The following is a 17,052-nucleotide window of genomic DNA, read 5'->3' on the forward strand; positions in this document are numbered from 1 at the left end:
GCGTTTGTGTGTGGAAGCACTGGATTCGCATTATTGGGATAGGTAGTCTTCTTTCTCCAACAGTCTTACTTGCATTGGGAGAGAAGACGCCAGCCTTTTTTTTAGAAAGGAATCGTAATTTTTGGAATATAGATCCCTATTGTTTAGAGTCTATTTGTGCTTGTTTTATTTCTAATCAAGATCCTTTAAGTGCTGAACGGTTAGAGGTTTTGTTTCCACAACTATCTCAAGAGGATCTATTGGTTTTTGCTAAGTGCATTTTGTCATCAAAAAATGCAGAGTACCTTTTCTCGGATGCAGAAGAGAAAATTTTTGCTAAGCTAGCTCTTCCTCGCGTTTCCTTGGGGTGTAATCGAGCTGATGATTTGGCTAAGGTGTTAGTATTAGCCGAAGCCGGTTCCACTGCAAAAGAGCAGAAAGCTCGATACTATTCTTTATATTTGGATGTTCTAGCTTTGCGAGCCTATGTTGAGAGAGCGCGTTTAGTAAATGCAACTTGTGAAGTTGCTAGTCAAATAGATTTAGCAAGTATAGAGGCGATTAATACTATTCTTTTTGAAAAAGAAGGAGTTCGTTACCCCTCCAAAAAAGAGATGTTCGAAAGCCGATTTTCTGAGTTGGCAGCTGTTACAGATAGCAAGTTTGGAGTTTGCTTGGGGAGTGTTGTGCTTTATCAAGCTGTAGCTCAACGACTCAATCTCTCCCTTGAGGCTGTAACTCCTCCAGGCCATATTTATTTGCGTTATAAGGATGTGGTAAATATTGAAACGACTTCTGGGGGAAGGCATATTCCTACGGAAAAGTATTGTGAGTGTATACCGGAATCTCAGTTGCGAGTGCGATCGCAGGAAGAGCTGATAGGTTTAACCTTTATGAACCGGGGGGCTTTTTTTTTACAAAAAGGAGAATTTCTTCAAGCTTCTATAGCCTATGAGCAAGCCAAAAAGTATTTGGCGGATGAGCAGATCTCTGACTTGTTAGGTATAACATACATTCTTTTGGGCAAAAAAAAAGAGGGAGAGGATATTTTAAAAAAATCTTCAGAAAGGACTCGCAAAAGCTCGGCTATACACGATTATTTTGAACGCAATATTTCTCCTGAAATATTGGCAGTATTATTTGCTGATTCGGGTGTAACCTATCAAGAAACTTTGGATTATCACAAAAAACTTCTTGTGCTTGTTGAGAAGTTCCCTAGGAGTGGTGCTTTGAGATTACGACTTGCTGCGACAGCTTTGGAACTAGGATTAGTGAAGAAGGGGGAGCAGCTTTTAGAAAAGAGCGTGGAAGATGCTCCGGATGATCTCTTCTTGCGACTTCAGCTTTGTAAAATTCTTTGTAATAGGCACGACTATACGCGAGCAAAGCAACACTTTGATCAGGCTAAGAAGATCTTAGCTGAGGAAGGGATGCTTTCGGAAAAATCTTCCTATACTCTTTTAAAAATACTCGAGAAAAAACTAGCTCTTGTTTCTCCCCACTGATTTTTCTTTGTGCGCAAAGATCTTAACAAATTGAAAAATAAGGGCTTGGAGAATCTCTTAAAAGAGAGCGTTTTTTTCTAAAAAATTGCTTTAAATTTTTTTTTCAGTTAAAATAAACGCTAAATTATTTAAATCTAATAGTTTTTTTTGTTAACCAAGGATTTATTTTATTAAAACAAAGGCCCGGCTGAAAGCTATCGGAGGAAAGGTTCATGACAAAAATTTGTTCGACTAGTCAAGGGCTGGCAGCGTGTCGGATCGAGAGGATTAATCTTTTAGAAAAGAGTTTGAATCCAAGGAATGCAGCTCCAACAACGAAGAGATTAATAACGGTTGCTCTGGCTGCTATATCAGCCATCACTTTTCTAGTTATTGCAGGTTTGTTGTTTGTAGGGGTGCTTTGCTGTCCTGTACCACTCATTGCCTCTGCTTTACTTCTTGGGTTAGGAGCGTTCTTTTTGGGATGTACTGTGGTTGGGGGATTGCTAACTGTAGAGGCTGCAGCTAAAGATCGTTTATACCGATCGCAGGTTTTGTCATGGAACAATTTATGCTATAAAACAGCTGGGGTTATTCGAAACGGTTAATAATCTAAGAACATTGTGAGAAACTTGGTTTGTAAAAAGAAACCATGTGCTAGCTTGTTAGCTCTTAAAGGTGTTTTCATGGTTTAAGGAGGCTCTATGGAGTGTATTAGACTGTTTTGTAAGGATCACTTGTGCTTAGACAAGGTGACCAATCCTGTTTGCTCGTTGATCAAGAAAGGAAAAACTTGTGAGAAAGTGCAGATGGTCGCTGGTTGTATAGGGGTGATTTGCTCCATGGTTTGCTTAGCTTTAGGCATAGCCGCAGCAGGGACAGGTTTGCTTGGTGCATTTACTGTCAGTCTTGGTGTTGTAGCGCTTCTTTTGGGAATTGTTCTGTTTTGTATGTCTATTTATGACGTTTTGGAACGCCATGGTGGCTTAGGATGTCCCATAAAAATGACTAGGGAACCAGCTCCTGAACCAGCTCCTGAACCAGCTCCTGAACCAGCTCCTGAATTATCAGTGAAATTTACTAAAGGCAAGGATGGGCAGGAGGACTGTGCTGTTATTGTTGGGTGTCGCAAGTAAGGTGAGATGTGATGATACAGAGTATAGAGAGAGAGGGTACTTTTATTGAAAGTCACCACAGGCCCTGTGATTCCTTGAAGCATAAAGCGAAGGCAGCTTTCGGTATTGCTAAACTGATAGCTGCTCTAGTTGCGCTCATTTTGAATGGGGCTTTATTCGCTCTTTCAGTAATTGCTGTATGTGTTGGATCTACCCCAGCAAGTCCTTTAGTAGGATTAGCTGCAACAACTCTAGCAAGTTTTTTATGTGCTGCTCGTGTTTTGTTCTTAATTACTAAAGATCGAGGGTGGGTGTAATCGTCTGCCTAATAAACGGAAAAATATTTGATAAATGGATGGGAGAATGGTCTGTTGCGGAAAAATTTTGTTAGGAGAACAACAAACGCTGCCTACTGTAGAGAGGAGCCCTTCGTCAATTTGTGCGATAACGGTTAAGAAGACCGCTCTATTAGCTGTTTCTTTATTTGCTGTGCTCACAGCAGGGAGTTTGGCTGTATTGTCGGGGCTTGTGTTGTTTAGTGGAACTGCGTCATTCCTACCATATTTGCTGATATTTGCTGCGGCTTTGTTTGGCTTTGTTTGTGCTTCTATAGTGTTGGTGAAATGTATTTCATCGGTTGTTCAAGATGTTAAAAAGAAAGAGAAAGCTCCAGAATCCATTCCGATGAGCGATCTTAGCTCCTCTTCTAGTTCTTCTGAATTGGAGAAACTTGTTGATTCAAGTTCCAGCCTTGGTAGTATTTTATGTTCTATAGGAGACTGTGTTGATGAAGCATTTGGGTCTCGGAACAATGAGCTGCGGGCTATGCGGGCTAGAGCAAATAGCTGTTAATGAAAGAAGGGGAGGGGAGCCTCTTCTTTTTTATCATTTTAGGAGCATTTTGATTTGTCCCTGTAATAAGGTTATCTTGTCGCAGGGATTTTTCTTTTTTAAAGTCGCATGATTTGTAAGGGCATAGAGTTTCTGTATGGAAGACTTTGCCTTTAAATTAGGATAGAAAAATTGGCAAAGGCACTCACTCTGAAGAGTGCCTTAATCGTGAGCGAAGGATCAAATATTTTAGGCGGAAGAATCAGAATAAGATTGAGAGAGCGCTTTTGTTATATTGGCGTAAAGTTTTTCATTTTCTTCTATTTGCGATGCGATCTGCTCACTTAATGTTTTGGAGGCTTGCGAAAGGTTATTGATTTCTGCTCGTAATTTATCTCGAATATCTTGCAGATCTTGAACAATCTTTAGTAAATCTTCTTTATTCTCAGCCAAACGGCGAACTTCCTCAGTCAATGGGACGATCTCTTTTATCTCTTCTTTTAATGATAGGATAGTACTTTTGAGACTCTGCACGGTTTCTTGAGAAAAAATTTGACGAAGATCCTCTGCAGAATTTTTATAGTCCTCCAGTAGGTCCTCAAACCCTTGATGGGAAGATTGAAAATCTTGTAGGAGATTATGAAAATCTAGGGATACATCAGAGAGGTCTTTGGAGGTTGTTGCGAAATCTTTTGATAACCCTAAAAATTCCTTTTGAACAGATTTTAACAAGAAATTTACTTCTTTTAGAGACGCAACCTCTTGTTGAAGCTCTTTGTATAGACGTAATGGAGCCGTTTTGCATAAGTAGAGAGCATTTCCTAATAAGGAAATGATAAATACCGCAATAAGAACTAGGGCAACTTGTGGAGCTATCAGAAAACCAATAGCATGCCCTAAGATAGCCAGAAAGCCTATTATGCTTAAGATAGCTAAGGAAACAAAAGCAGCCACTCGTTGAACAGTTTCTATTAATGAGGGCTTATAGAGTGATGAGCTTCTTTTTGTGCAGGCTGTTGAACTGGTATGTGTTGGGGGATAGCAAGATAGAGGCATCTCAACTAGAGTAGGTGATGTCATAAGTACTTGCGTATTTTAAAATTTATTGTAAGCAGATTGTAGGGTTTTTTATATAAAAAATTCTATGTGAAAATAGGTTGTGATTTGACTATAAAATGTTTGTTTTATAGTAGATACACTCTATTGCATAGCATGTGAAAATCCTTGGTAATAGAAAATAGTTTTCTTGATACCGGATTAAGCCGCCTCTCAAAGATCTCTGTTCAAGAAAAGAAAGGGAAATAAGCTCAAGATAGGGGATAGGGAACTCTTGTGTTTCCCTAAAATAAATTACCATTGTACACTTTCCTCTTGTCATGAAGAGTGAAAAATTTTGATTACAGGGGTGATACCTGTATCAGCGTCTCTAGAGAAGAAAGAGAGAGAAAGATCATGAAAAAACAAGGGGTGTTAATTGCTCCATCTATTATGGGGGCCGACTTGGCTTGCCTAGGGGATGCAGCACGAAATATAGAAGAGTCTGGGGCAAATCTTATTCATATAGATGTCATGGATGGGCATTTTGTTCCGAATATTACCTTTGGTCCCGGTATTATTGCCGCAATCAATCGGTCAACAGATCTATTCCTTGAAGTTCATGCTATGATTTATACGCCGTTTGAATTTGTAGAGGCTTTTGTTAAAGCTGGAGCAGATCGTATTATTGTGCACTTTGAGGCAGCAGAAAACCTTAAAGAAATTCTTGATTATATTCGAAAATGTGGAGTGCAGGCAGGGATCGCTTTTTCTCCAGAGACTTCTATTGAGTTCATCTCGGCTTTTATACCTTTGTGTGATGTCATTCTACTTATGTCTGTACAACCGGGATTTTGTGGTCAAAAATTTATTCCTGATACGATAGAAAAGATTCGATTTGTTAGACAGGCAATACAAACTCTTGGGAAAGAGGGAAGTTGCTTGATCGAAGTTGACGGTGGTATTGATGAGGAGTCTGCCCGAGCATGTAGAGAAGCCGGTGCCGATATTTTGGTTGCCGCTTCTTATTTTTTTAAAAAAGACTCTATAAATATGAAAGAAAAAGTTTTGTTACTTCAAGGGGAAGAACATGGTGCTAAGTAGCCAACTCTCAGTAGGGATGTTTATCTCTACAAAAGATGGCCTGTATAAAGTGGTTTCTGTTTCAAAAGTTTCAGGAAGCAAGGGAGATACCTTTATTAAGGTGGCTCTTCAGGCCGCAGGATCTGACGTTGTTGTCGAAAGAAATTTTAAGGCAGGTCAAGAGGTTAAAGAGGCTCAATTTGAACCAAGAAATTTAGAATACTTATATCTGGAAGAGGATAATTACTTATTTTTAGACTTAGGAAATTACGAGAAAATTTATATTCCAAAAGAAATTATGAAAGAAAACGCTATGTTTTTAAAGGCTGGTGTTACTATTTCTGCACTAGTGCATGAAGGAATCGTTTTTTCAATGGAATTACCTCACTTTTTAGAGCTAATGGTTTCTAAAACAGATTTTCCTGGAGATTCTTTGTCTTTATCTGGAGGAGCTAAGAAGGCTCTTTTGGAAACAGGAGTAGAGGTTTTGGTTCCTCCTTTCGTGGAAATAGGAGATGTTATTAAGGTCGATACGCGTACGTGTGAATATATCCAACGCGTCTAAATTGAGGATAACATGGATTTAAAGCAGATAGAAAAACTCATGATTGCTATGGGCCGCAATAAAATGAAGCGCATAGCGATTAAACGTGACGGTTTTGAGCTGGAGTTAGAGAGAGACACCGGGCCAAATATTCAAGAACCTGTTTTTTATGATAATCGATTGTTTGCTGGGTTTACTCAAGAAAGACCTATCCCTTCAGATCAAAATCTTGGTAATCCGATTGTCAAAGAAGTAGGGGAGAAGAAGGAAGATAAACCTGTTGAGGGAGATTTTATTGTTTCTCCATTGGTAGGCACTTTTTATGGGGCTCCTTCTCCTGAATCTCCGGCATTTGTTAAGCCTGGAGATATTGTTTCTGAAGATACGGTTGTTTGTATCGTAGAAGCTATGAAGGTGATGAATGAAGTGAAGGCAGGAATGGCTGGTCGTGTAGAGGAGGTATTAATTACCAACGGCGATCCAGTTCAATTTGGTTCTAAGTTATTCCGTATAGTTAAGGCTTAGTTAATGAAGAAAGTTTTAATTGCAAATAGAGGCGAAATAGCTGTTCGGATCATTCGGGCATGTCATGATTTGGGATTGTCTACTGTTGCCATATATTCTGTAGCAGACCAAGAAGCTCTACATGTGCTTCTAGCTGATGAGGCTGTTTGTATTGGTGAAGCACAGGCTGCCAAGTCTTATCTCAAGATCGCAAATATTTTAGCTGCTTGTGAGATTACCGGAGCAGATGCCGTGCATCCTGGTTATGGCTTTTTAAGCGAAAATGCAAATTTTGCGTCTATTTGTGAAAGTTGTGGGTTAACATTTATTGGCCCTAGTGCGGAATCTATAGCAACTATGGGAGATAAAGTTGCTGCTAAGCAGTTGGCAAAAAAAATTAAGTGTCCGGTCATCCCTGGGTCTGATGGTGTCGTTAAGGATGAAGTCGAAGGGATAAGAATTGCTGAAAAAATAGGGTTCCCAATTGTTATCAAAGCCGTCGCAGGAGGCGGAGGGCGAGGGATACGCATCGTTAGAGAAAAAGATGAATTTTATAGGGCTTTTACTGCTGCTCGAGCTGAGGCTGAATCTGGCTTTAACAATCCCGATGTGTACATTGAAAAATTTATTGAAAACCCAAGGCATTTAGAGGTCCAGGTCATTGGGGATAAATACGGAAACTATGTGTATCTTGGCGAACGAGATTGTACTGTACAAAGGCGTCGACAAAAATTAATAGAAGAGACTCCGAGCCCCATTTTAACCCCTGAAATGAGAGCTAAGGTTGGGAAGGTTGCTGTTGATTTAGCAAGAAGCGCGGGGTATTTTTCTGTTGGAACTGTGGAATTTTTATTAGACGCAGAGAAACGATTTTACTTCATGGAAATGAATACCCGTATTCAGGTGGAACACACTATTACGGAAGAAATAACGGGAATAGACTTGCTAAAAGCACAAATTAGCGTTGCAAAAGGAGAAAAACTTCCTTGGAAGCAGAAGAATATTGAATTTACAGGACATGTTATTCAATGCCGAATCAATGCCGAAGATCCATGTAATAATTTTGCTCCATCTCCGGGGCGGTTAGATTACTACCTTCCTCCAGCAGGCCCCTCAGTTCGAGTAGACGGAGCTTGTTATAGTGGTTACGCGATACCTCCTTACTATGATTCAATGATTGCTAAAGTGATCACAAAAGGGAAAACTCGAGAAGAAGCAATAGCCATTATGAAAAGAGCTTTAAAGGAGTTTCATATTGGCGGCGTTCATTCCACGATTCCTTTTCACCAATTTATGTTGGATAATCCTAAATTCATCCACTCTGATTACGATATCAATTATGTAGATCGGCTTTTAGCAGAAGGCAGTACTTTTTTGAAGTTAGCAGAAGGTGACTAATAGATTTTTTAGTTGCCTAGATATTTATAGCCAGTAAAAAAATGCTGTTGTTTTAGAGACAAAAGAGAAGAGATTTTTTTTGAATTTTTCTTTTCTAAATTCTTTAGAAGGCAAATAGTGCTGCTTTTTGTTTGGAAAAAATAATCATCAAAATTATAATCATTCCCTCTGATAAGGTGATTTAAGTTATGGAAAAAAGAAAAGATACGAAAACGACCCTAGCGAAGGCTTCGGACGATCAAAACAAAGCCTGGTATGTAATTAATGCCGAAGGGAAGACCTTAGGGAGACTATCTTCAGAAGTCGCGAAGATCCTGAGAGGTAAGCATAAAGTTACTTTCACTCCTCACGTAGCGATGGGAGATGGTGTCATCGTGATTAACGCTGAGAAAGTGCGTTTGACTGGCGCAAAAAGAGCTCAGAAGGTGTATCACTATTACACAGGATTTATTTCCGGAATGCGAGAAGTTCCTTTTGAGAACATGATCGCAAGAAAGCCTGCGTATGTTATCGAACATGCTGTTAAAGGAATGTTGCCTAAAACTAAACTTGGAAGACGTCAAATGAAGTCTTTGAGAGTTGTGAAAGGTAGTTCTTACGCACAGTATGAAGCCATCAAACCAATTGTTTTAGACGCGTAATTTGGGGTAATTTGTGACAAAAAATACGATACAAGAGTCTGTAGCAACAGGAAGAAGAAAGCAGGCTGTTTCTAGCGTTCGCCTCCGTTCTGGAAATGGAAAGATTGATGTAAATGGAAAAACTTTAGAGCAATATTTCCCACTAGAGGTACAGAGAGCAACGATTTTGGCTCCGCTCAAAATGCTCGGAGATGTAAATAGTTTTGATTTGATTATCCGAGTAAGTGGTGGTGGCGTTCAAGGTCAAGTTATTGCTACTCGATTAGGGTTGGCCAGAGCTGTCTTACAAGAAAAAGAGGATATGAAGCAAGAGTTGAAATCTCAAGGATTTTTAACTCGAGATCCTCGTAAGAAAGAACGTAAGAAATACGGTCGCAAGAAAGCTCGTAAGAGTTTCCAATTCTCCAAACGATAAGATCACTACTTGTCAGATATTTGTGTCAGAAAAGCCTTCTTTTATTTTTAAAAGAAGGCTTTTCTGTTTTTCGGCATCCCAAATACAGCTTCTCGGGTCTGATTTTCAAAATAAAACGTATTTCTCTTGAAGAAAGAGTCTTCTCCTAAGATGACTTTTTCCACCATCCCTTTTTTTTCTGAGGCGTGCATGAATTGGTTTTCTGCGGTTTTTATCATGACGTGGTTAATCTGTCCCGTGGTCTCTTTTTTAAGAAAGATCAGTCCTCCTATAGGTAAGGAAAAGAAATTTTTTATCGACAAGCAATCTTTATACTGGTCTCTAGCGTTGCGAGGGATATTTCTTCCAGTTGCTTGATAAAGCAGTTGAACAAAGCCTGAGCAGTCTACTCCATTATGGGGGAGTTGTTTGTGAATGCATCTTCCACCCCAAACATAGGGAGTTTTTATAAGCTGTTCCGCAAAGTCTACTAGATCATTTGAAGAGAGGGGATGGTCTAAGAACTGAAAGTTTTTAGTAAGACAAAACCCTTTTGGATGATTACTTTTATAAAAAAAATTTAATAATGCTATGCCATCAGAGGATAGAGATACTTGATTCGAACTATTTATGTGAAGTGGGGATGCAAATGGTATCGGGATGTGCCAGGGTTCTAAGAAAGCTTCCTGAGAGCAAACAACAGCATTAGGAGTAGAGATTTGAGGAGCCAAAAGGGGGATCTTTTTAAGGGAATCTCCTGGATAAGGCTGCCAGGAGGAAGAAAAGAATAGCTGGGAATAAGCATAGAACCGATTATTGTACTTACCTATCCTTTCTCCAAACAAAATTTGAGTTTCTATGCCTTCGGAATTTGATAATAGATCACAAACAGGGGAAAGCAAGGCATAGAACACAGGACCACCTTAGCAGAAAATTCGCAAGAAGACTGTAGATAAGCGATCTACTTCCCCCGAACTATATCAAAAAAAATTTTCGTACGCTACTCTTCGCAGTCACAACCATCATAGCAGTCACAGTCACAACAATCGCAACAACTTTTCTTATGAATGGTATAGTTAGATTCAGGAAGAGCATCTAAAATGTTCTTAAACACCTGCTGGGTGGGAGCATTAGCATCAATAGTGATGAGTCTTTGCAGAGCTGCATAATAATCCAAAACAGGCTGTGTTTCTTGTTTATAGGTCTGAATTCTATCAAGAATCACTTCTGGAGTGTCATCAGATCTACGAGTTAGCTCTACTAAACATTTAGGACATCGAGAGAATCCTTGTTGTTTGTTATAAATACCCTGACAAGACGGACAGATGTAGCGAGAAGTTAAGCGATTGAGGACTTCTTCATCAGAAATATCTAAAAGGATGATTTTATAATCAGGGAAATAGGAGCAGAGAAACTCATTCAACAGTTTGGCTTGAGCGACTGTTCTTGGGAAGCCATCTAAAATGGCGCCATTTTCTGAACGAGATAAAAAGGAAAGTTTTCGTAATAAAGTATCTTGTTGTAACTCATCAAGTTTTTCATGGACTAACTTCCAGACTAATTGATCTGGTAACAATTTGCCCTGATCTAAGTAGGATTTGATTTCTTGGCCAAGTGGTGTGTTTTGGGAAACCGCATTTCTGAGTAAGTCCCCGGAGCTGATATGCTGGAGAGACAATTGAGATGCTAATAACTTTGACTGGGTGCCTTTTCCGGATCCCGGGGCTCCCATGATGATAAGAAAGAGGGGGGATCGATCCATACTAATACAATACCTTAAAGCCCGATACAAAGAATTTAGGGGCCTTGTAAAATGTACACGAGTTTTTATTTTTCTGAAACATAAGTTGTGTAAAAAATCTATAAAAGATTTTTAATTAGGAAAGGCTTTTTTTATAAAAAGCTTTAGGTCAAAATAGTTGTCATAGATTTTTGCAACACTAATGATGGGTAGGGAGTAGTGGAGCACTATTTACTGACAGCAAAATTACTTCTTCGCGGATGCGGATATACTCTATTTATTACAGCGATTTCTTTGGTGTGTGGGTTCGTCCTTGGTTGGGGTATAGGAACAGTTAATTCACGTTATTTCCCTTGTCGAATTGCAAAATTTTTAGGGAATTTTTATGTGATGGCTGTACGAGGTACACCTCTATTTATTCAAATCTTAATTGTCTATTTTGGTTTGCCCTCTTTGATAAAAGTAAATTTGTCTCCGCTTGTTGCTGGACTGATTGCTTTGACTTTCAATTCCGCTGCTTATCTATCAGAAAATGTTCGCGGAGGGATCAATGCCATTCCTATTCAACAATGGGAGGCTGCAAAGGTATTAGGGTATAAAGCATCCCAAATATTTTGGCATATTCTGTATCCGCAGGTGTTTAAGAATATCCTTCCTTCTTTAACGAATGAATTTGTTTCCTTGATTAAGGAAAGCAGCATTCTTATGGTAGTTGGAGTTCCTGAATTAACGAAGGTAACAAAAGATATTGTGGCTCGAGAGCTAAATCCTATGGAGATGTATCTAATCTGTGCAGGGTTATATCTAGTTATGACTTCCGCTTTTTCTTATTTTGCTAGGTTATCAGAGAAGGAGTCGGCATGACTGTTGAAGTTAAAAATTTGGCCGTATCTGTAAATGGCAAAGAGATTCTTTCAAAAGCATCTTTTTCTCTAATTCCAGGGCGAATTACCTTGTTTATTGGAAGAAGCGGATCAGGTAAAACTACGATTTTACGTTCGTTAGTAGGTCTAGCTCCGATTTCTAACGGGAGTATTTCTATAGCCGGAGATCCTCCAGGGTTTGTTTTTCAACAACCAGAACTTTTTCCCCACATGACTGTGTTAGATAATTGCGTACATCCACAGATTGTGGTGAAGAATCGAGACCCAAAAGAAGCAAAAGAAAGAGCGATGGAGCTTCTGGGTATGCTGGAGATTAGGGAATATGCTTTGAGTTATCCGAATCAGTTGTCAGGAGGTCAGAGGCAGCGTGTAGCGATTGCTCGAGCTCTTTCTCTTGATACGCGAACGATTCTTTTTGATGAACCCACTTCTGCTTTAGATCCATTTTCTGCATCTAGGTTTCTACAAATGGTTCTTTCATTGAAAGATCAAGGCATGACTATCGCGATCTCTACTCACGATATGTTATTCATTAACCAATGCTTGGATAGAGTATATCTTATAGATAAAGGGCGGATTATTGGTTTTTATGACAGTCAGAATGAGGATCCGCAAGTAAGCAGTCCTGTAAAACAATACTTGTCTTTGCAGGAAAATTCTTCAGAGTTCTAGAGATTGCCAGATTACTCTGACTCAGAAACTTCCCATGGAAGGGGGGACACTGTCTGTGAAGGAGTGGGTTCTCCTAATGACGAAAATAATTTGTCTGCTAATGAGTTCAGAGGACCCGCGATCGTGTAGCTTTTCAGTAGAGCGATTCTAGCGTAAGCGGACGACCAGTCAATTTCTGGTGACGAGATAGGGCCGCGAATCTTGATTAAGAAAAAATTTTTCGTTTTGAGCATCGTGTTGCGGAACAGTTTTTTAATGAGTTCTGGATCAATCCCTAGAGTCATTGCTAATCTGTCTCGGATAACGTCGGTTTTTCCCCATAGAGCTAAGCGTATGCGTCCGTCGATTAAAGCATCAAAGCGCTTATAGATAATTTGACCGTTTTGTACAGAGAAAAAGATAGGTGTAAACCAAGATTCCACTCTTTGCTGCTCCGCCTCGACATCTAAGAATTGAAAGAGGTCTTGCATAGTTCCTGTATTCTCTATCTCTATTTTCCCGAAATCTAGGGAAGCAGATTGAATACGAAAATTTTCGAAAGAGTAAGGTTTAATAGGCAGATAAAAATTTTGCGGATTTACTCGTAAACTTACTGGATGTTTTGAATAAGCACCCCCCTCTGAAATCAATGGGTTGAATTCTCTAAGGAATGCCTTATTAATTTCTTCATTGATGTGCAAAGATGCTGTAAGGTCTTCTTTTAGCAGAATAGCATGCTCTGTAAGCTCTAGAGGTAAATAACCTGTCAGATTTTCAGAATCTACCTTAATGGTTAATGGTCCTTCTCCTTTATAAAAATCATTGTAGATAGAGATATGGATTTTAGGTCCTGCTAAGGAGGTGAGTTTAGCTCTAACTCCAGGAGAAATGGGAACAATGCCCGTGATAAAGGATGTCGGAATGTTTGTCCAGGTTGCTGTTTGGGTTAAACTTCTTGTTTCATTCATTAAAATATTTTTGGCTTCACCTTCAATGACAAAAGATACAGGGGATTTATTATCTTGGTTAGGAGCTAAACAGTTTCCAGTGAATTTATATTGGATTAGGTCATTTAGATTTTGTGCGTGAACAGATCCATTTATATTGTTTACGATGAAGTTTTCTTTGGATAAATGGTCATAAAAAACTAAAGGCGTGGAGGATAGTTTTCCTTCTATTCCACCTTCTGACAAGAGAGAAAGACAAGAGTATCCCGTTTTTTTGTCTGAGCAGGAAATTTTAGAAAGAGCTAGGCGGAAGGTAGTGGGGCGATGTAGAAGGCAGGATGGGGAGCTGGAAGCTTTTTCAAAGAAAGAGCTATAACGCTCCGGAGAAACTTCCCATTGTAGTGAGCCATAAGTGTTCTCTGTCAGAGATAACGAGCTATCCATAACAAAGCGGAAATCCCCAGTCAAAGCATCCGTTTTAAATGTTGAAGCGATGGAGATAGTTTCCTCTTTATCTGGAGAGTAAAGAAGTTGGAAAGAGGCTTTTCCTGTTTCCCCAATGTAACGGGATAAGGAGGCATCTTTATGCTGCAATCGAATGAGCCTATCTACAGGCAATTGTAAAAGCTCTCCAGATGCTTGAATGGAGATATTCTCCGCATCCCAAGGGGATGTAGGATCTAAAGATGAGATCACAATGTCGGGAATTAAGAGCTTTGTTTCCGATAAGTGAGGGAATTCAGGATCGGTTATGGATAATTTTAAGTTCCCTTTAAGCACACCTTTCCCTCCATCAGAATGTAAGGAAAAGCTTGAATGTGTCATTTGCAGCGGAGCGAATTTAGAGGAACAGAGGTCCATAGGAAGAGAAAAAAGGTTCCCATACACTAGAAGAGAAGTATTGGAGGGCTTAATTTCTTCATTAGCTTTACCAAATTTCCCATGGATGAAAACTTCGTTTTCTCCTGCAAAGAGTTTGACAGATAGTTTTGGGAAAAAGATATGTCGTTGAGTAAAATGCATTTTCCCAGAAAATGATGTTTGCATTTGCAGAAAATAAGGAGAGAAACGGTCTTTCCAGCGTTCAGACAACGTGTAGGCTCCTTCTCCATTAAATTGCAAAGTTTGTAAAGGTCCGGAAAGGGTGCATGATAAGCGTAATAAGGGGTTATCTAAAAAAGCTTCGCATGAGAGTTGGGTATTACGATATTTCCCTTTGACATCCAAAGTGTAATAAGGGACTTCAAGGGGGATATTTATTTCGAAAGGTTTAGGAAGAAGCGCTCGTAAATACGTATGTGGTAAGAGAGATTGTTGGATATGAAATTCTGCAGAGTGTTTACGGTTATCTATAGAAAGAGATCCATGAATATAAGAAGGGGAGGCTCCTCCTAGTCTTGCTGCAGAAGAAGATCGAATGAGTGTAAAACGGTCAGATTTTTTTACCGAAATTTTTGTATTTTCTGTTTGGATAGAGAGATTAGGATCGGATGTTTCTACAGAAATTTGAGGCAAGTTAGCCTGCAATGAAAATTCAGAAGAATTCCATTTTGAGATAGAAAGGGGAAGTTTCGCGTCAGATATAAATAGGTGAGCTTCTTTTGAGCGAATGGAGGTCTCTACTGCTAATAACTCAGAGAGGATACTTGAGGTTATTGCTGGTGGCAAAACTATGGATGAGGCTCCTCCTTGAGTGATTAAAAATGTATTATCACGTATATGACCTCGAAGTTTTGCAGTTATTTGATTTCCTTCTGTGGTCAAGGTAATAAGAGTAGAGTCCTTTTCTTGGTGAGCCTTGGCTGTTAGGTTAATAAGATCCTCTGTTGATAGGATTCTATCTATAGAAGGGGAGGCAATAAAGAGCTTAAAAAGTGAAGCGGGAACAGAAGAAAGCTGAACATTAAGAAGAAAATGAGGAGAAAGAGCTCCTTCTACAGATACAGAACCCTGTATATCATTTTCTTTTGTAAGAGCTCGGATGAGTAATTGTTGGGCTGTTTTTTTTACATAAAATCCTGAAACAGAAAGCGTAGATCCTTTGATTGTTTTCATGGTTATGGATCCTAACTCGGATGTAATATCGCTGCGTTCTATTTTAGAAAGGAGGGACCCAGGATCTAGGTGATATAAGGAAGGAGAATTTATCGATAAAGATTCATCGATTTGTAAAGTCCATCCAGTCAGCGTTAGGGATTTGGGGAATCTGTAAAGAAGTAAACGAGGAAGAGATCCACTTACAATAATTTGTTCTGCAGAGAAAATCTCGGATTCAGAGTCAATTCCACGAATACGCACTTTTTTAGCTGTTTGGGAGCCAAACCAGGATAGATGTAACTGTTCAATTTCGCATTGCAACCCCGTTTCTTTATTCAGTACAGAAAGAAAGAGATATTTCCCGGATTCACTGGAAAGAAATTTAGGAAGTAGGACAAAAAAAGCTAACGGTAATCCTACAAGGAGATAATAGCTAAATCTTTTGTACCACAAAGAACGCTTCATGAATTCACTTTTTTAGCAATTTCTGAAAGAGAGAGGTTATGCGAGCTCTTTTTGATCTCTGCTAGTATATGAGCAAGGTTTTCTTGTATAGGCATTAGAGAGGAAGAGCAGATGTTCGCGAACGAGGGAGATTTTGTTAAAAGGACAAAGATAGCATCTATATGCAAGTTAGAAATGTTATGGGAGGGCTTATAACCGTCTTTGTGTTTTAGGATCATACCCTCTTTTTCTAGGATATCTAGACATTGGGAAGCTTCTCCAATAGAAGCTTTAGCTCTTTTAGCAAGGTAACTGGAGCTTGGAGGGGGGAGGGAGTGATCGAAATGCTCTGTAATAAGAGTCAGAAAATACAGACATAAAATGAATTTGAAGTAGCTATTAGGAAAAATCTCCTCTTTCGGAATTAGAGTGATAAATCCTTTATTTTGAAAGAGGAAGGACAATGCTCCTCCGAACAAATAAATAATAGAGTAAAGATAGAGAAGAAGGAGGAAGGAGGGTAAAGCAACTAGGGCTCCATAAGTAAAGCTATAGTTGAAAATATAGAGTTGCAGGCAAAAGAAAATTTTCTGAGAGATTACCCAGGCACTACCAGCTATGGCTGCGGCCAAAAGAGACGAGGATTTTTGTGTGGGAACTCTGGGGAGAAATGCATAGCAGCAAAACAGGCCACCATAAAGTAGGGCATAAGGTAGTATTCGCGAAATCACATAAATGCAGGCCATGGCATGGCTAAAACTAAATAGCTTGGGGTAACTAATAGGCATGATTTGTGTGATATAGATCCAAGATCCGCAAACAATGATGAAGATCATGGGGCTAATAAGGGTAATAATTAAGTAGCTAATGAGTCTTTTTAAAGAGGCTTGTGTGATTCCTGGGCAGAATATTTTATTCAGGCCATCTTCTAAAGATTGCAGCATGAGAATTCCAGCCCAACAAAAAACAAAAAAACTACTGACCAGAACGACTACGATGCTGCTTGTTGTTGAATAAGCTGCTTCAAAAATAGCTAGAATAGGAGTTTCGTAATCAGGGTAATGGAGCAATAGCCATTCTTTCCAGTCCAAGCTAATGAACAAATATTGAGAAAGTCTTAGAAAGAAGACCAGTATAGGAATGCAACTAAAAAGACCATAGTAACTTAGAATGCAGGCTTCTTTAGAGGCCTCATTGTAGTAAAGAACTTTAGGAGCTTTTAGAAAAGATTTGATAATGAAATTGTTGCGAAAGGCATGGTGAAGCTTTTTAAGAAAAGACAAAGGGCGCAACATGGTGAATATATATATAAAAAGATCTTAAAAAGATTTTAAACTAAA

The 17,052-nt window shown here is 39.2% G+C and carries 18 protein-coding genes; 13 read left to right on the forward strand and 5 right to left on the reverse strand.

Features of this window, described 5'->3' with window-relative positions; all coding sequences use genetic code 11:
* Window positions 1-8: 8 nt before the first annotated feature.
* The 5 genes from TC_RS01940 to TC_RS01960 all read left to right on the forward strand — a co-directional run bounded on the left by TC_RS01940 (window position 9) and on the right by TC_RS01960 (window position 3,430).
* On the forward strand, window positions 9-1,484 hold the full coding sequence (locus tag TC_RS01940; protein WP_010232137.1) for a transglutaminase family protein: 1,476 nt from the start codon (window positions 9-11) through the stop codon (window positions 1,482-1,484).
* A gap of 212 nt (window positions 1,485-1,696) precedes the next feature.
* On the forward strand, window positions 1,697-2,071 hold the full coding sequence (gene incD, locus TC_RS01945) for an inclusion membrane protein IncD (protein ID WP_010230343.1): 375 nt from the start codon (window positions 1,697-1,699) through the stop codon (window positions 2,069-2,071).
* A 96-nt stretch (window positions 2,072-2,167) separates the two neighbouring features.
* Window positions 2,168-2,599, forward strand: coding sequence for an inclusion membrane protein IncE (gene incE / locus TC_RS01950; RefSeq protein WP_010230346.1), 432 nt, complete (start codon window positions 2,168-2,170; stop codon window positions 2,597-2,599).
* A gap of 11 nt (window positions 2,600-2,610) precedes the next feature.
* Window positions 2,611-2,895, forward strand: coding sequence for an inclusion membrane protein IncF (incF, locus tag TC_RS01955; protein WP_010230349.1), 285 nt, complete (start codon window positions 2,611-2,613; stop codon window positions 2,893-2,895).
* Window positions 2,896-2,929: 34 nt separating this feature from the next.
* Entirely contained in the window at window positions 2,930-3,430 is a 501-nt protein-coding gene (locus TC_RS01960; RefSeq protein ID WP_010230352.1) for a hypothetical protein, read from the forward strand.
* A gap of 228 nt (window positions 3,431-3,658) precedes the next feature.
* Here the strand turns inward: TC_RS01960 and TC_RS01965 are convergent, their stop codons facing one another.
* Entirely contained in the window at window positions 3,659-4,489 is an 831-nt protein-coding gene (locus TC_RS01965; protein WP_010904330.1) for an IncA family protein, read from the reverse strand.
* 372 nt (window positions 4,490-4,861) lie between these two features.
* On the opposite strand from TC_RS01965, the gene rpe reads away from it, so the two are divergent.
* From rpe to rpsI, 6 genes are all read left to right on the forward strand, one after another.
* Window positions 4,862-5,548: a ribulose-phosphate 3-epimerase gene (gene rpe / locus TC_RS01975; protein ID WP_010230361.1), complete on the forward strand. Its 687-nt coding sequence runs from the start codon at window positions 4,862-4,864 to the stop codon at window positions 5,546-5,548.
* A complete protein-coding gene (locus TC_RS01980; protein ID WP_010230363.1) occupies window positions 5,535-6,092 on the forward strand; it encodes an elongation factor P in 558 nt (185 codons plus the stop codon). Before rpe ends, TC_RS01980 begins: the two co-directional genes overlap by 14 nt.
* Before the next feature lie 12 nt (window positions 6,093-6,104).
* Complete coding sequence (gene accB, locus TC_RS01985; protein ID WP_010230365.1) at window positions 6,105-6,596, forward strand: acetyl-CoA carboxylase biotin carboxyl carrier protein; 492 nt, start codon at window positions 6,105-6,107, stop codon at window positions 6,594-6,596.
* Between the two features lie 3 nt (window positions 6,597-6,599).
* Window positions 6,600-7,973, forward strand: a complete 1,374-nt coding sequence (accC, locus tag TC_RS01990; RefSeq protein WP_010230374.1) for an acetyl-CoA carboxylase biotin carboxylase subunit — start codon at window positions 6,600-6,602, stop codon at window positions 7,971-7,973.
* 188 nt (window positions 7,974-8,161) lie between these two features.
* Window positions 8,162-8,614, forward strand: a complete 453-nt coding sequence (rplM, locus tag TC_RS01995) for a 50S ribosomal protein L13 (RefSeq protein WP_010230377.1) — start codon at window positions 8,162-8,164, stop codon at window positions 8,612-8,614.
* Between the two features lie 13 nt (window positions 8,615-8,627).
* A complete protein-coding gene (gene rpsI / locus TC_RS02000; protein ID WP_010230381.1) occupies window positions 8,628-9,029 on the forward strand; it encodes a 30S ribosomal protein S9 in 402 nt (133 codons plus the stop codon).
* Between the two features lie 47 nt (window positions 9,030-9,076).
* On the opposite strand, the gene TC_RS02005 is transcribed toward rpsI, so the two are convergent.
* Both TC_RS02005 and TC_RS02010 read right to left on the reverse strand, forming a co-directional pair.
* Window positions 9,077-9,922 (reverse strand): C40 family peptidase, encoded by an 846-nt coding sequence (locus TC_RS02005; RefSeq protein ID WP_010230382.1) that lies wholly within the window; start codon window positions 9,920-9,922, stop codon window positions 9,077-9,079.
* Between the two features lie 86 nt (window positions 9,923-10,008).
* Entirely contained in the window at window positions 10,009-10,770 is a 762-nt protein-coding gene (locus tag TC_RS02010) for an adenylate kinase (protein ID WP_010230383.1), read from the reverse strand.
* A 198-nt stretch (window positions 10,771-10,968) separates the two neighbouring features.
* On the opposite strand from TC_RS02010, the gene TC_RS02015 reads away from it, so the two are divergent.
* Both TC_RS02015 and TC_RS02020 read left to right on the forward strand, forming a co-directional pair.
* Window positions 10,969-11,613 (forward strand): amino acid ABC transporter permease, encoded by a 645-nt coding sequence (locus TC_RS02015; RefSeq protein ID WP_010230384.1) that lies wholly within the window; start codon window positions 10,969-10,971, stop codon window positions 11,611-11,613.
* Window positions 11,610-12,305, forward strand: a complete 696-nt coding sequence (locus tag TC_RS02020; protein ID WP_010230385.1) for an ATP-binding cassette domain-containing protein — start codon at window positions 11,610-11,612, stop codon at window positions 12,303-12,305. Before TC_RS02015 ends, TC_RS02020 begins: the two co-directional genes overlap by 4 nt.
* 11 nt (window positions 12,306-12,316) lie before the next feature.
* Here the strand turns inward: TC_RS02020 and TC_RS02025 are convergent, their stop codons facing one another.
* Both TC_RS02025 and TC_RS02030 read right to left on the reverse strand, forming a co-directional pair.
* Window positions 12,317-15,733: a hypothetical protein gene (locus tag TC_RS02025; protein ID WP_010904331.1), complete on the reverse strand. Its 3,417-nt coding sequence runs from the start codon at window positions 15,731-15,733 to the stop codon at window positions 12,317-12,319.
* On the reverse strand, window positions 15,730-17,007 hold the full coding sequence (locus TC_RS02030) for a YihY/virulence factor BrkB family protein (RefSeq protein WP_010230389.1): 1,278 nt from the start codon (window positions 17,005-17,007) through the stop codon (window positions 15,730-15,732). The genes TC_RS02025 and TC_RS02030 overlap by 4 nt, the downstream gene beginning before the upstream one ends.
* Window positions 17,008-17,052: the final 45 nt, after the last annotated feature.

The sequence above is a fragment of the Chlamydia muridarum str. Nigg genome (genome assembly GCF_000006685.1).
In the GTDB taxonomy this organism is placed as follows: domain Bacteria; phylum Chlamydiota; class Chlamydiia; order Chlamydiales; family Chlamydiaceae; genus Chlamydia; species Chlamydia muridarum.